Here is a 14503-nt window from a genome sequence, read left to right on the forward strand (position 1 = left end):
CAGGTCGGGTGACGGAGGCGGCTCAGGCGGCCGCCCGCACTGAATCGATGAGCGTCCCGATTTCCGCCGCCCGTGGCTTGACCAGCCAGAAGCGGCCGACGAAATCGGCCCAGTCGCTGAGAATCTGCTGCGCCCAACGCGACCCGGTCACCGTGGCGTAGTCGGCGATCATCGCGCGCAGGTAATGCTCGTGCGCGTCCATCGACTCCGACACCACGCGATGAATGTCGATCAGCTCGTGGTTGTAGCGATCGACGAAGTTGCGCTTCTCGTCGAGCACATAGGCGAAGCCGCCGGTCATGCCGGCACCGAAGTTGACGCCGGTACGACCCAGCACCACGACCACGCCGCCGGTCATGTATTCGCAGCCGTGATCGCCTACACCTTCGACCACGGCGTGCGCGCCGGAGTTGCGCACTGCGAAGCGTTCGCCGGCCAGGCCCGCCGCATACAGGGTGCCGCCGGTGGCGCCGTACAGGCAGGTATTGCCGATGATCACCGCGTCCCGCGTGTCGTAACGCGAATCCTTGGGCGGACGGATCATGATGCGGCCACCGGTCATGCCCTTGCCGACGAAGTCGTTGGCATCGCCGTCGAGTTCGATGTGCAGGCCGCCGGCGTTCCACACGCCGAGGCTCTGCCCGGCCGTGCCCTTGAGCTTGAGCGTGATCGGCTTGTCGCTCATGCCGAGGTTGCCGTGGCGCCGCGCGATCTCACCCGACAGGCGCGCGCCGATCGAACGGTGCCGGTTCTGCACGGTGTAGTGGAACATGCCGCCGGTCTTGTGCTCGATCGCCGGCAGCGTGTCCTGCGTCATCGCCTCGGCCAGCTCGCCCTTGTCGAAGGGCTCGTTGTTGAACATGCAGTAGTGCGCGCTGTCCAGCGTCATGCCGGCCGACTCCAGAATCGGCGACAGATCCAGACCGCGCGCCTTGCCGGACTTCGCCTCGACGATCTTCAGCAGATCGGTGCGGCCGATCAGTTCCGCGATCGAACGCACGCCGAGCTGCGCCAGGCGCTCGCGCGTTTCCTGGGCGATGAAGCGGAAGTAGTTGGCGACCATTTCCGGCAGGCCGATGAAATGGTTGAGGCGCAGCACGCTGTTCTGCGTAGCGACGCCGGTGGCGCAGTTGTTGAGATGGCAGATGCGAAGGTACTTGCAGCCCAGCGCCACCATCGGCGCGGTGCCGAAACCGAAGCTCTCGGCGCCGAGGATCGCGGCCTTGACCACGTCCAGACCGGTCTTGAGGCCGCCGTCGGTCTGCACCCGCACCTTGTCGCGCAGATTGTTCATGCGCAGCGTCTGGTGGGTTTCGGACAGGCCCAGTTCCCACGGCGTACCGGCGTACTTGACCGAGGTCAGCGGGCTGGCACCGGTGCCGCCGTCATAGCCGGAGATCGTGATCAGATCGGCATAGGCCTTGGCCACGCCGGCCGCGATCGTGCCGACGCCCGGGCCGGATACCAGCTTGACCGAGACCAGCGCCTTGGGATTGACCTGCTTGAGATCGAAGATCAGCTGCGCCAGATCCTCGATCGAATAGATGTCGTGGTGTGGCGGTGGCGAGATCAGTGCGACACCGGGCTTGGAATAGCGCAGCGTGGCGATCATCTCGTTGACCTTGTCGCCCGGCAACTGTCCGCCTTCGCCCGGCTTGGCGCCCTGCGCGACCTTGATCTGCAGCACCTCGGCATTGACCAGATAGGCCGGGGTGACGCCGAAGCGCCCACTCGCCACCTGCTTGATCTTGGACATCTTGTCGGTACCGTAGCGCGCCGGGTCTTCGCCGCCTTCCCCGGAGTTGCTGCGGCCGCCGAGGCGGTTCATCGCCATCGCCAGCGCTTCGTGCGCCTCCGGCGACAGCGCACCCAGTGACATGCCGGCCGAATCGAAGCGCATGAGGATCGCCTCCACCGGCTCGACTTCCTCGATCGGAATCGGATGATCGGTCTTGATGCGGAACAGATCGCGAATCGTCGCGACCGGACGCTCGTTCACGGCCGCCGCATAGACCTGATAGTCCTCATAGCGCCCGCTCTTGACCGCACGCTGCAGGGTGCCGATCACATCCGGGTTGTAGGCGTGGTATTCGCCGCCGTGCACGTACTTGTGCAAGCCGCCCTGTTCGATCGGCTTGCGCGAACTCCAGGCCAGTTCGGCGAGGCTGTCCTGCTCGGACTGCAGGTCGTCGAAGCGTGAACCCTGAATCCGCGAGACAGTGCCTTCGAAGCACAGGCCCACGATGTCCTCGTGCAGGCCGACGATTTCGAACAACTGCGCGCCACGATAGCTGGAGATCGTCGAAATCCCCATCTTCGAGATGATCTTGTACAGACCCTTGTTGATGCCCTTGCGATAGCTCTGCGCCATCTGCTCGGCCGGCTTGTTCTTGACCTGACCGGCGCGCGCCATTTCGTAGAGCGAGGCGTAGGCCAGATACGGGTAGATCACCGAAGCGCCGTAGCCGATCAGGCAGGCAAAGTGGTGTGGATCGCGTGCGGTCGCGGTCTCGACGACGATGTTGCAGTCGCAGCGCAGGCCTTCCTTCACCAGCCGGTTGTTGACGGCTCCGACCGCCATCAGTGCATGAATCGGCAGACGTCCGCGCTCGATCGCACGGTCCGACAGCACGATCACCACCTTGCCGCTCCGTACCGCCGCCACGGTCTCCTCGCACACTGCCTCCAGTGCCGCCTTGAGTCCGAGCGCCGGGTCATAGTTGAGGTCGATGACCTGCTGCGCATAGGCCGGATCGCTCTCGCCGATTGCGTTGAGCGCGCGGAACTTGGCTTCCGACAGCACCGGTGAATCCATCAGCAAGCGCGCGCAACGTGCAGGAGAATCTTCGAACATGCCGCGTTCAGCGCCCAACTGGCATTCCAGCGACATTACGATCTGTTCGCGCAGCGGATCGATCGGTGGATTGGTGACCTGGGCGAACATCTGCCGGAAATAGTCGTAGACCGAACGCACCTTCTCGGACAGCACCGCGAACGGCGTGTCGTCGCCCATCGAGCCGATCGCCTCGGTGCCGGCCTCGGCCAGCGGGCGCAGCACCTGATCGCGTTCCTCGAAGCTGAGCTGGAACATCTTGTGGTAGGTCGCCACCGAGTCCGGCGGCATGATGTCCAGCGCATTCGGGTCTTCGGACAGGTGGGCCTGCAGGCGCCGCATGTTGGCCTTGAGCCACTGCTTGTACGGCTTGCGCATGGCCAGCATCTTGTCGATGTCTTCCGGGCGCAGCAACGAGCCGGTTTCGGTGTCCACCGCCAGAATCTCGCCGGGACGCAGGCGGCCCTTCTCCACGACCTCGGAGGCCTTGTAATCGTTGACGCCGATCTCGGAAGCCAGGGTGATGTGCCGATCCGCGGTGATCACGTAACGCGCCGGACGCAAGCCGTTGCGATCCAGGCAGCAGGCCGCGTAGCGGCCATCGGTCAGCACTACGCCGGCCGGACCGTCCCAGGGCTCCATGTTCACGGAGTTGTATTCGTAGAAAGCGCGCACGTCGGGATCAAGATCTTCGACGTTCTGCCAGGCCGGCGGAATCATCGTGCGCAGCGCAGCGAAGACGTCCATGCCACCGGCCAGCAGCACCTCCAGCATGTTGTCCAGGCTTTGCGAATCCGAGCCGCGCATGTTCACCAGCGGCGCGATTTCCTCAATGTCCGGAATCTCCGCGCACTCGAACTTCTTGGCGCGCGCCATCGCCCACTTGCGGTTGCCGGAAATCGTGTTGATCTCGCCGTTGTGCGCGAGATAGCGAAACGGATGGCACAGCGGCCACTGCGGCAGCGTGTTGGTCGAGAAACGCTGATGGAACACGCACATCGAGGTTTCAAGCGCCGGATCCGCAAGATCCGGGTAGAACTCCGCCAGAAACTCCGGCATCACCAGGCCCTTGTAGACGATCACGCGGCACGACAGCGTGGTCACATAGAACTCGGTGTCGCCTTCGGCAGCCAGAATTTTCTCGGCGCGGCGACGCGCCTTGAACAGCTTGAGCTCGAACGCGAACTTGTGCGTCCCCTCGGGCGCGGTGATGAAGACCTGTTCGATCATCGGCTGGGTTTTCAAGGCCTCTTCGCCGAGCGCCGATTCCTCGGTGGGCACTTCGCGATAGCCAGCCACGCTGAGGTCGTGAAACTCCAGCGCCTCATTGAAAACAGTCCGTGCATGTTCGCGCCGGGACTCGTCGCGCGAAAAGAAGACATTGCCGGCGCAGTAATCCTGCGGCAACTCGATGCCGAGCTTGGCCGCCTCACGGCGCAGAAACGGATCGGGCTTCTTCATCAGCAGCCCGCAACCATCACCGGTCTTGCCGTCGGCCGCCACCGCGCCGCGATGAGTCATACGCTGCAGGGCGGTGATCGCCGACTGCACCAGCTTGTGGCTGGCCTGATCGTCCATGTGTGCGATCAGACCGAAACCGCAGCTGTCCCTCTCGAATTCCGGCTGATAAAGACCGAAAGGCTGGCGCTCAAACATTGGTGGCTCCGGTAGATGCCTCTCGCGGATCGCTCCGCGTGGCTGGCTCCCAATTCAATACGGCACGACGGCACGCAATCATCCCCGCGAAAACAAGCTGATAAGCCACGGGGCCGGCCAAGTTACGCCGCCGCCTGACACGATGCAAACAGCAGGCCCGAAATGCCGGGCCGCGACCCACAAATCAAAATAAATTCATGTGTTTACAGACAAACAAGATAGCCATTAAGATAGCCATCTTGCTCGCACCCGGACCCTCACGCCGATGAAAACCATCAGCATCGCCGACGCCAGAAATCGCTTCACGGCACTGATCCGCGAAGCGGAGCGCGGCACGCCGGTGCAGCTTTCACGGCGTGGAACGACCGTAGCGGTTCTGCTGAGCGCCGGCGACTATCAGCGCCTGCAGGCGGCAGCCGCCAACGCCAGCGATTTCGCGGCCTGGGCGCAGGCCTGGCGACAGCGCCTGCCCACCGGCTTCGAGGGTGTGACGCCGGAAGAAGTGGCGCGCTGGCGCGAGGACTGAACTCTTGGAAGCGACCCGCTACCTGCTGGACATGGCGGTGATGGCCGAGCTGACGCGGCCCAATGGCAACCGGCGCGTGTTCACCTTGTTCGCGCAGCGCCAATCGATCAGCGCCTTGGCGGCGCCGGTGGTGTTCAAATTGTTGCAGGGCGTGGATACGCTGCCCGAAGGGCAACGACGCACGCAGTTGGCCGGATTTGTCGCCGAACTATTGCGCAGCGGCCCCCCGGTGCTGCCGTTCGACCGCGAGGCTGCGCTGTGGCTGGCCCGCGAAACACCGCGGCGACGACGCCTGGGGCGGCCCTGGAGCGTCATGGAGGGCCAGCTCGCGGCGATCGCCGGCGCGCGCGAACTGATCCTGGTAACGCGCGTGCCCGCGGTTTTCGCCGGCACCGGTCAGCTCGTGACCGAGGACTGGTTCCGGCCCTGACCCGGCTCGACGCGCGGCGGCGGCCCGAGAATCTGGCAGGATCGTGCCAGTGTGGAAATAAGCAAGTAGAGGCCCACAAATGACCGAAGTGTCCACCGAAACCCTGTTTCCGCTGCTGTCCGCATGGCTGGTCGGTAGCCTGATCGGTCTGGAGCGCAGCTTCCGTGGACGACCTGCCGGCTTTCGCACGCACGCATTGGTGGCCGTATCGTCCGCGATGCTGATGCTCGTCACCACTCAGCAGCTACGCTGGCTCGGCGAATTTCCCGAGGACATGCTACGCACCGACCCTGCCCGAATGGCTCAGGGCATCATGACCGGCATCGGCTTTCTCGGCGCCGGCGTGATCTTCAAGGAAGGCATCAATGTCCGTGGCCTGACCACGGCGGCTTCGATCTGGGCGACGGCGGCAATCGGCATTCTGCTGGGGGTCGGCTTGTATTGGGCGGGCATCATCGCCGCCGCGATCACCGTAGGCACACTGTCACTGTTCCATCTGGTGGAAAGCCGCCTGCCAACCCAGAGCTACGCGCACCTGACGCTACGTTTCGCGCGTGAGCACGTACCACCCGAACATGGACTGCGTGAACTGTTGAAGGAACTGGGCTATCAGGTCAGCGACATCGGCTATCGGATGGCCGACAACGGCGAGCATTTCGAATACCGGATGGTGGTGCACACCCTGAGTCGCAGCAACGGGCCGGGCCTGGTGGAACGACTCAATGGGCTGCCGGAACTGCGCGGGTACCGCATGTCACGCACGGGTTACTAGGGTCGCGACACGGACCCGCCGTAGCCCGTTTTTTGGATGTCGGACCCTGTCTTCGCGATCAGCTGGGGGTAAAGGGCTCAAACCAGCCGCCGCGGATCGAACAGGCGCTCGTATTCATCCAGCGCGTAGCGGTCGGTCATGCCGGCGACGTAGTCGGCGACGATGCGGGCGCGTCCAGCCGGGCCTTCGGAACGCTCCAGCGCCTGTGCGCCATCGTGGAATTCCGGTGGCATCAGTCGCGGATCGTCCATGAAGGCTTCGAACATCTCGCGCACCACGCGTTTGGCCTTGCTGGTCATGCGGTGCACACGATGATGCCGATACAGGTTCTGATACAGAAAACGCTTGAGTTCGCTGGCCTCGTGGCGCACTTCGTCGGAAAACGCGATGAGCAGGCCGCCGCTGGTCCGTACGGCTTCGATATCGGCCGGCGCAGCTTCGGCGAGGCGTGCGAGGCTGGTGTCGATGAGATCGCTCACCAGTGTATTGATGATGCGTCGAATGGTTTCGTGGCGCGTCTGCCGCGGCGTGGCCCGAGGATGGCGGCGGCGCACCTCGTCCAGGTGTCGCGCCACCAGGGGCACCGCTTCGAACTGCTCCAGCGTGACCAGACCGGAGCGCACGCCGTCATCGACATCATGATTGTTGTAGGCGATTTCGTCGGCAAGATTGGCGAGCTGCGCCTCCAGACTGGGTGCGGTCCCGTCCAGAAACCGCTGTCCGATCTCGCCGAGCTTGCGCGCGCGTGTTTTCGAGCAGTGCTTGAGGATGCCCTCGCGCGTCTCGAAGCTCAGATTGAGGCCGCGGAAATCCGCGTACTTGTTTTCAAGCTCATCGACCACACGCAGCGACTGCGCATTGTGCTCGAAACCGCCATGCTCGCGCATGCAGTCGTGCAGCGCATCCTGGCCGGCGTGCCCGAACGGGGTGTGGCCCAGGTCATGCGCCAGACAGATCGCTTCGCACAGATCTTCGTTGAGACGCAGGGTGCGCGCCACGGTGCGCGCGATCTGCGCGACTTCCAGCGAATGCGTGAGCCGAGTACGAAACAGGTCACCCTCATGATTGACGAAGACCTGAGTCTTGTATTCCAGCCGACGGAATGCGGACGAATGGATGATGCGGTCACGATCGCGCTGATACTGACTGCGGTGACCCGGCCCGGGTTCGACATGGCGGCGCCCGCGCGAGCTTGCATCGCTCGCCGCATAAGGCGCCAAAACCTGGCTCACTTGGCCTCGATGCGACAGAAACGGGACAGGGTGTCGTCGAGCAGTTCCGGCGTGAAGTCGGCACTGACCACGGCCTCGCCGATCGAACGCATCAGTATCAGCCGCAGCTTGCCACCCTGGACCTTCTTGTCGAGTTGCATGTGCTCGTGGAAATCGTCGACCGTCATGTCCGCCGGCGGTGTCGTCGGCAGCCCGGCACGCCGCACCAGAGCAATGCAGCGCTGTGCTTCGTCCTCACCCAGCCAGCCGAGCCGGACCGACAGATTGCAGGCCATGCACAGGCCGACCGCCACGGCTTCGCCATGCAGCCACTGGCCATAGCCGCTGTGGGTTTCGATGGCGTGGGCGAAGGTGTGTCCGAGATTGAGCAGGGCCCGTCGGCCGGATTCGCGTTCGTCGGCGGCGACGATCTGGGCCTTCATCGCGCAGCAGCGTTCGACCACTTCGGCCAGACGATTGCCGTCCAGCGCCAGCAAAGGATCGAGATTGTGTTCAAGCCAGCCGAAGAAGTCGGCGTCACCGAGCATTGCGTACTTGATGACCTCGGCCATGCCGGACAGCAACTCTCGTCGCGACAGCGACGACAGCGTGGCCAGATCGGAGATGACCAGCCTCGGCTGATGGAAGGCGCCGATCATGTTCTTGCCGCGCGCATGATTGATGCCGGTCTTGCCGCCGACGCTCGAATCGACCTGCGCCAGCAGCGTGGTCGGAATCTGCGTGAAATCGATGCCGCGCTGGTAGATCGCGGCCACGAAGCCGGCCAGATCGCCGATCACTCCGCCGCCAAGTGCAACCAGCACCCCGTCGCGCGGCAGGCGGTGTTCCAGCAGCCAGTCCAGCACCTGCTCGACCTTGGCCCAGCTCTTGGTCGCCTCGCCCGGCGGCAGGCTCAGCACATCCGCATCCGACAGCTTCAAGGCAGCGCAGACCGGCGCCAGATACTGCGCGGCGACGTTGTGATCGGTGATCAGCTTCAGCGGCCTGCCGTGAAGTTCACGATAGCTCGCCGGGTCTGCCAACAGGCGCGCGCCGATGCGGATCGGGTAGCTTCGCGTTCCGAGGTCGACATTGAGTACCCGGGTGTTGAGATGCTGAGTCATGCAACGAATTCGTGGCTGTGCAGGAAGTCACTGATCTCGCGAACCAGGGCGCGCGCGTGACGACCATCGGTGTAGACGACCAGGTCGGCGATTTCGCGATATAGCGGATCGCGAACCTCGAACAGACGCGCCAGGGTCTGCGCGCGGTCGACATTCTGCAACAGCGGCCGATTTTCAGCACGCGCAGTGCGCTGCACCTGCTGCTCGACACCAGCGTGCAGATAGATGACGACACTGTGCGAAGCCATCAGACGGCGTGTGTCGGCATCGAGCACCGCCCCGCCACCGCTGGCCAGAACGATGCCGGGCTGTTCGAGCAGCGCCGCGATCGCCTGCTTCTCACGCTGGCGAAAACCCGCCTCGCCTTCCTTTTCAAAGATGTAGGAAATGTCGACGCCGGTGCGCCTCTCGATTTCCTGGTCACTGTCGCAAAACGTCTGATGACGCAATTCGGCGAGACGGCGACCGACGGTGGTCTTGCCGGCCCCCATCGGTCCTACCAGGGAAATCCGCCGTGGCGCACTCATGAGACCCGCTATTCTTCCGCGGGCTCGGCCACGGTGATTTCACGAATGTTCGACAGGGCGCCGTTCTCGGCGCGTACGCGAACCTGGGCAGCGCCCTCCGTGGGACCGGCTTCGTAACGTGACGTGGCCTCGCCGGATTCGTTGGTCACCTGCACCTCCGGGAACACGCGTTCGTTGACCGAGGTGCCCGCGGCTTGCAACAGCAGGAATTCGACCTCGACGCCTTCGATGGGCTGCCCGGCGCCATTGAGCAAGGTGACCTCGAGATTCGAGAAGCGGCCTGCGTTCGGCGAGGTGTTGACGATCAATGGCGTGGCATCGAGGTTGATCTGGGTCGGCCCGTCGACGAAATTGACGAGCAAGGTGGCTTCCTGCCCGGTGGCTTCGTCCTCAGCCTGCACTTCGACCTGACCGGAATTGTTGCTGTAGATGTAGACCGGTTCCGAGAAGTCGCCGCTGTTGCTGGCGCTGGTGGTGGCGGTGATCGTGGCCGAACCGGTGATCGCGTTGTTGACGACGAACAAGGCGCGATTGCTGTCGGTGGACAATTTCACGGAACTGCTCACACCGGCCGAACCCGTCTGCGTGGACGAGTCCCGCGTCCATTGGAAACGCAGGCGCTCCTTGCTGTCGATGCCGACGAAAACCGATTCGTTCTCGGCCGGTGACGTGAACTGGAAGGTGTCCGGCAGGATGTTGACCTGATAGACGGCGCTGCCGCTGGTTCCACCGATGGTGGTTTCGGCGGTGATATTGACGACCGAATCCGTCCCCGTGGGCGACGGCGGCCGGTAGCTGAACGTCTTGATGCCGGCGTCGGTCGTGGTGTATCCGGTCAGGCCGGATTCAGAGCAGGTGGTTTCCGCGGGCGGCGTGATCGTTCCCGAGGTGGCGCGCAGCGTGACGCAGGCCTGGGGAACCTGGGCGCCGCTGGCCTTGGTCACGGTCACGCGATAACCGGCATTGGTCACGCCCGGTGCGACGTTTTTCGGGCCGGTGATCACCAGCGTCGGCGCGGAGGCCTTGGTCAGCTTGATCTGGAACTCTTCTTCGAGCGTGCCGCCGCCTTCGCTGCTCGTCAGTTCGACCGAAGCGACGAGATCGATGGTCCTGGCGGCGGTAACGGTATCGGGCGCCTGATAGTCGAACTCGACCTCGCCCGAGGAATCGGTGTTGTCGCCACCGGTATTGGCATTGCTGGGCGGCGCATTGACGAAGCCCTGATCCGGCGTGAGCGCGATGAAACGATCCTTCACCACCTTGCCGGAGCCGGTCTTGAGCGTGGCGACGAAGCCTTCGGCGATGTCGCCGGCCTCGACCGTGACCTGCCCGGACGACGCGCCGTCAGGGCCTTCGACCGTCAGAACCAGACTTGAACCCGAGCCGCTGGGGTCGTCGGCGTCCAGCAGTCCGCCGCTGCCCTCGTCGTCGGTACTGCAAGCGAGGGCTGCAAGGCAGACCGTGCTGCACAAGGCAGCACGCAGGAAGGACATGAGGGACATGAAAATTCCGGGAATGATTGATTTGAGTATAGCGAAAGTCCCCGAATCGACGATTCCTTATTCGACACGCAGTCCTTCCTGCAGGATTTTCGGTGTCACGAAAATCAGCAGTTCGCGCTTGATGGACGAGGATGAGTTGCTGCGGAACAGGGCGCCGAGCAGCGGAATGTCTCCGAGGAACGGCACCTTGGTGCTGGAACTGCTGTTGTCCTGCTGGAACACGCCGCCGAGCACCACGGTAGCGCCGTTGTTGACCAGCACCTGCGTGGTCAGGCGCTGGGTGTCGATTGCCGGTGCGCTGCCGCCGGTGCCGGTGTTCACGTCTTCGCCCTGGGTATCGTTGGTCACCGAGATATCCATGATGACGCGCGCATCCGGCGTGATCTGCGGGGTCACGGTCAGGCTCAACACGGCCTTCTTGAAGCTGACCGAGGTGGCGCCGCTGGACGTCGATTCCTGATACGGAATCTCGCGGCCCTGCTCGACCAGTGCCTGCTTGGCGTTGGCGGTAATCACGCGCGGGTTCGAAATGACCTCGCCGCGACCCTCGGCCTGCAGCGCCGACAGTTCGAGATCGACCAGATAGTCGGAACCAAGGATCGCCAGCCCGAAACGTCCCGGCGACGACACGGCGGCCGGCAGACTCACGCTCAGGGAGTCGTCCAGCGTCGGGATGTTGGTGCCGGTGTCCTCGCCGATGCCGATGGTCGAACGCGCGCCTTCGACATTGCCCGAGGTTCCCACCTGGGCGTCGCCGATGCTGCCGATGGTGGACACGCCGAAGCGGGTGCCGAGATCGCGCGCGAAGTCATCGCTGGCGACGACGATGCGCGACTCGATCAGCACCTGGCGCACTGGAATGTCGAGCCGCGCGACCAGCGAGCGAATCTCGGCCAGCTTTTCGCGCGTTTCCAGCACCAGCATGGAATTGGTACGCTCGTCGACCGAAACGCGGCCGCGTTCGGACAGAATCGACGTTTCCCCGGCCAGCAGGGCCGCCATCTCGGCCGCCTTGGCGTAGTTGACCTGAATCAGCTCGGAGCGCAGCGGCGCGAGGTCGACCTTTTGCTGAGCCGCTTCCAGCTCCGCCTTTTCACGCTCGGCGAGTTCGGTCAGTGGCGCCACCAGCATCACATTGCCTTCCTGGCGCATGCCCAGGCCCTTGGTACGCAGGATGATGTCCAGAGCCTGATCCCAGGGCACATTCTGCAGACGCATTGCGATCTCGCCCTGCACCGAGTCCGAGACCACCATGTTGGTGCCGGCCACGTCGGCGATGATCTGCAGCAAGGAGCGCACGTCCACGTTCTGGAACGACAGTGAAATCCGCTCGCCGGTATATTGCGGTTCGGTCTGGCGACGCTCCTCGACCTGGCTGGCCGTCAGCGGCTGCAGCTCCAGCGTGAACACGTTGCCGGACTGATAGGCTGCCTGCTCGAAGTCGCCCGCGGTCGGCGTCACCACGACCTCGGTATTGATTCCGCTGCGCACAGTGTCGATGTATTTCACCGGCGTGGCGAAATCGAGCACATCGAGCCGCTTCAGCAGCGGGTCGGACACCGAGGCGTTCTTGAAACGGGCGATCACGCGGCCGCCTTCCTCGCGAACGTCGACCGGCGTCTGCGGGTCGGACAGTCTCACGATCACACGCCCTTCGCCCTTCTCGCCGCGCCGGAAATCGACGCCCTGCAGCTGCGCGCCGCGGCGCGGCGCCTCGATCGTGGCGCCGCTGCTGTGGCCGGCGCCGAGCAGTTCGAGATAGATCTTGTTGCCGTCGGTACGCACGCGATGCGGCAGCATCGTGGTCATTTCCACAACGACGCGGGTGCGGCCCTTGGACTCGGCCGCCGCGACATTGCGCACGGCGCCGATATTGATGCGCTTGAGTCGTTCCACCACAGCCAGCCGCGTATCCGGCAGGTCCAGCGACAGGCGCGCCGGCGTCTCCACGGTAAAGATGTGCGGTTCCGGTGCCGGCTCACTGAGCGTCAGCGTCAGCAGTACGCGCTCGCCGTCGGCCAGCGAGAAGTCGATCGACTGCAAAGCGCGGGACGTCGCCGCCGAAGCCGGAAGCGCGAGACTCCACAGCAGCGCCAGAGCCACGAATGCAAATGATGGGGTGCGATTTTTCATGACGACGACTCAGGGTTCCGACACGGCGAGTACGGCCGGCCGCTGCATCCAGCCACCAAAGCCGTCGGGAATGATCTCCAGAAGACTGAGCTCGGTTTCGCTGATCTTCAGAATCTCTCCGAAGTTCTGGCCGATATGGTCTCCCGCGGTCACGCGATGAATGACTGAATCCGGTGCCTTGATCAGGGCGAAGCTGCGCTGTCCCGCCTCGATCACACCAACCATGCGCAGACTGTCGAGCGGATACTCCTCCAGCGGCTCGCGGTTGCGCTTCAAATCCGGACGGATGGCGGACAACGGGCTGTCAGCCGGTCCGCCTTCGGGCTCAACCTTGACGAAGGGGTCGCGCCGCTCCGAGTCGGTATAGGCAAACGCCACATAGGGTTCCATCTGCGGGATCGGCTCGATCGCGCGCGTCTTGCGCCCTTTGACCTCGGCCACGTATTGCTGCAGGTCGCTCATGTCGCGCGAGCAGGCGCTCAGCAGGGCTGCCGGCAGCAGTGCCGAGAGCACCCAGACGCGCACGCGGTTCACCGCCGTCCTCCGCGCGGCTTGGTCGCCGCCTGTTGCGCCTGGATTTCGGCCTCGTCCAGATACCGGTAGGTCTTGGCGGTGGCGGTCATGCGCAGATCGCCACTGTTCGCCGGCGAGTTCTTCGGCGCATTGCTGCCACGGGCATTGGCCGGCCGGATTTCGACGTTCTCGATCGTGACGATGCGCGGCAGGGCGGCGACGCCACTGACGAAGTTGCCCATCTCGTTGTAATCGCCCACCACCAGGATCCGGTTCGGAATCTCGGCGTAGAACTCCTTGGTGATCTCGCTCTGCGGCTGGAACAGCTCTTCTTCGAGCCCGGCGGCGACGCGCGTCTGCGCGATGTCGTTGAGCAGATTGGCGACCTCGGCCTTGGACGGCAGCTGGCGCAGCATGTCACCGAAGGAGCGCTCCATCTCGGCGAGCTGTTCCTTGTAGGCATCGAGCGCAGCGACCTTGCGCTGCTTGGTTTCGAAGTCCTGGCGCAGCTTGACCTCCTGCGCGCGCGCCTGCTCGATCTCTTCGGTCTTGGGCTTGATAAAAAACCAAGTGCCGGCGGCGATCACCAGCACGCCGGCCAGAATGGCGGCGGCAATGCGTACCCAGTCCGGCCAGGCGGCGGGATTCTGCGCGTCGATCGAGCGCAGCTCGTCGAACCGATCCTGCAGGTTCATTGCAGCACCTCGGAATCGTCCGCCGGGGGCGCGCCGGGTTTGGTCAGGTTGGTGACCTGAAGTGTGAATTCCGACTGGCGCAGGCGATTCTGCTCGGTGGTCTTGATCACCACCAGGCGCGGGTCCGCGAACCATTCGGAGGCGTCCAGATTCTTCATGTAGGTCGAGACACGGCCATTGGATTCGGCAATGCCGTCGATGGTCACTCCGCTGCCCTGCTGCTTGACCGCGGTCAGGTACACGCCATCCGGCAGGGTGCTGACGATTTCATCAAAGAAATGTACGGTGGCGGAACGTGAGGCCTGCAACTGCTCGATCACCCGCATGCGCGCCAGCAGGTTTTCCTTGACGCGCTCGAGTTCCTGGATTTCCTTGATCTTCTGGTCGACCGCGGTGATCTCCTGCTTGAGGAAATCATTGCGTGACTGTTGGTAGGCAATCGTGCTTTTCATCAGGAACAGGGCGATGCCAACCACCACGACGCCCACGCCCAAGCCTATGCCCATCATGACCACGAACTGCTTCTTGCGGCGCTCGCGGCGCTCGCTGCGCCAATCGAGAAGATTGATCCGGGTGGCCAT

At 63.9% G+C, this 14503-nt stretch carries 12 protein-coding genes; 3 read left to right on the forward strand and 9 right to left on the reverse strand.

The annotated features are described in order from the left end of the window. Window positions 1–22: 22 nt before the first annotated feature. A complete protein-coding gene (gene gltB, locus RM530_RS10895) occupies window positions 23–4489 on the reverse strand; it encodes a glutamate synthase large subunit (protein ID WP_311365256.1) in 4467 nt (1488 codons plus the stop codon). A 265-nt stretch (window positions 4490–4754) separates the two neighbouring features. On the opposite strand from gltB, the gene RM530_RS10900 reads away from it, so the two are divergent. From RM530_RS10900 to RM530_RS10910, 3 genes are all read left to right on the forward strand, one after another. Next, window positions 4755–5015 carry a type II toxin-antitoxin system Phd/YefM family antitoxin gene (locus RM530_RS10900; protein ID WP_311365257.1) on the forward strand — a complete coding sequence of 87 codons (261 nt, stop codon included), beginning with the start codon at window positions 4755–4757 and terminating at the stop codon, window positions 5013–5015. A gap of 4 nt (window positions 5016–5019) precedes the next feature. After that, the gene (locus RM530_RS10905; protein ID WP_311365258.1) at window positions 5020–5445 is read left to right on the forward strand and encodes a PIN domain-containing protein; all 426 of its coding nucleotides are present in this window, start codon (window positions 5020–5022) and stop codon (window positions 5443–5445) included. A 79-nt stretch (window positions 5446–5524) separates the two neighbouring features. Beyond that, window positions 5525–6217, forward strand: a complete 693-nt coding sequence (locus RM530_RS10910; RefSeq protein ID WP_311365259.1) for an MgtC/SapB family protein — start codon at window positions 5525–5527, stop codon at window positions 6215–6217. Between the two features lie 77 nt (window positions 6218–6294). On the opposite strand, the gene RM530_RS10915 is transcribed toward RM530_RS10910, so the two are convergent. Genes RM530_RS10915 through RM530_RS10950 form a run of 8 tightly spaced genes read right to left on the reverse strand, consistent with a single transcriptional unit; the run spans window position 6295 to window position 14503 of the window. Further along, window positions 6295–7449: a deoxyguanosinetriphosphate triphosphohydrolase gene (locus tag RM530_RS10915; protein ID WP_311365260.1), complete on the reverse strand. Its 1155-nt coding sequence runs from the start codon at window positions 7447–7449 to the stop codon at window positions 6295–6297. Beyond that, a complete protein-coding gene (gene aroB, locus RM530_RS10920) occupies window positions 7446–8552 on the reverse strand; it encodes a 3-dehydroquinate synthase (RefSeq protein WP_311365261.1) in 1107 nt (368 codons plus the stop codon). Before aroB ends, RM530_RS10915 begins: the two co-directional genes overlap by 4 nt. Beyond that, complete coding sequence (locus RM530_RS10925; RefSeq protein ID WP_311365262.1) at window positions 8549–9079, reverse strand: shikimate kinase; 531 nt, start codon at window positions 9077–9079, stop codon at window positions 8549–8551. The genes aroB and RM530_RS10925 overlap by 4 nt, the downstream gene beginning before the upstream one ends. 8 nt (window positions 9080–9087) lie before the next feature. Then, on the reverse strand, window positions 9088–10581 hold the full coding sequence (locus RM530_RS10930; protein ID WP_311365263.1) for a hypothetical protein: 1494 nt from the start codon (window positions 10579–10581) through the stop codon (window positions 9088–9090). Window positions 10582–10638: 57 nt separating this feature from the next. Further along, complete coding sequence (locus RM530_RS10935) at window positions 10639–12714, reverse strand: type IV pilus secretin PilQ (protein WP_311365264.1); 2076 nt, start codon at window positions 12712–12714, stop codon at window positions 10639–10641. 9 nt (window positions 12715–12723) lie between these two features. Beyond that, entirely contained in the window at window positions 12724–13248 is a 525-nt protein-coding gene (locus tag RM530_RS10940; RefSeq protein ID WP_311365265.1) for a pilus assembly protein PilP, read from the reverse strand. After that, window positions 13245–13922, reverse strand: a complete 678-nt coding sequence (locus tag RM530_RS10945; RefSeq protein WP_311365266.1) for a type IV pilus inner membrane component PilO — start codon at window positions 13920–13922, stop codon at window positions 13245–13247. The genes RM530_RS10940 and RM530_RS10945 overlap by 4 nt, the downstream gene beginning before the upstream one ends. Continuing rightward, entirely contained in the window at window positions 13919–14503 is a 585-nt protein-coding gene (locus RM530_RS10950; RefSeq protein WP_311365267.1) for a PilN domain-containing protein, read from the reverse strand. Before RM530_RS10950 ends, RM530_RS10945 begins: the two co-directional genes overlap by 4 nt.

Source organism: Banduia mediterranea (genome assembly GCF_031846245.1).
GTDB lineage: Bacteria > Pseudomonadota > Gammaproteobacteria > Nevskiales > Nevskiaceae > Banduia > Banduia mediterranea.

Coding starts and splice junctions, on each gene's coding strand:
- RM530_RS10935 (WP_311365264.1), bottom strand. CDS start 12,714: ATGAAAAATCGCACCCCATCATTTGCATTCGTGGCTCTGGCGCTGCTG.
- RM530_RS10910 (WP_311365259.1), top strand. CDS start 5,525: ATGACCGAAGTGTCCACCGAAACCCTGTTTCCGCTGCTGTCCGCATGG.
- RM530_RS10930 (WP_311365263.1), bottom strand. CDS start 10,581: ATGTCCCTCATGTCCTTCCTGCGTGCTGCCTTGTGCAGCACGGTCTGC.
- RM530_RS10925 (WP_311365262.1), bottom strand. CDS start 9,079: ATGAGTGCGCCACGGCGGATTTCCCTGGTAGGACCGATGGGGGCCGGC.
- RM530_RS10900 (WP_311365257.1), top strand. CDS start 4,755: ATGAAAACCATCAGCATCGCCGACGCCAGAAATCGCTTCACGGCACTG.
- RM530_RS10945 (WP_311365266.1), bottom strand. CDS start 13,922: ATGAACCTGCAGGATCGGTTCGACGAGCTGCGCTCGATCGACGCGCAG.
- aroB (WP_311365261.1), bottom strand. CDS start 8,552: ATGACTCAGCATCTCAACACCCGGGTACTCAATGTCGACCTCGGAACG.
- RM530_RS10950 (WP_311365267.1), bottom strand. CDS start 14,503: ATGGCCACCCGGATCAATCTTCTCGATTGGCGCAGCGAGCGCCGCGAG.
- gltB (WP_311365256.1), bottom strand. CDS start 4,489: ATGTTTGAGCGCCAGCCTTTCGGTCTTTATCAGCCGGAATTCGAGAGG.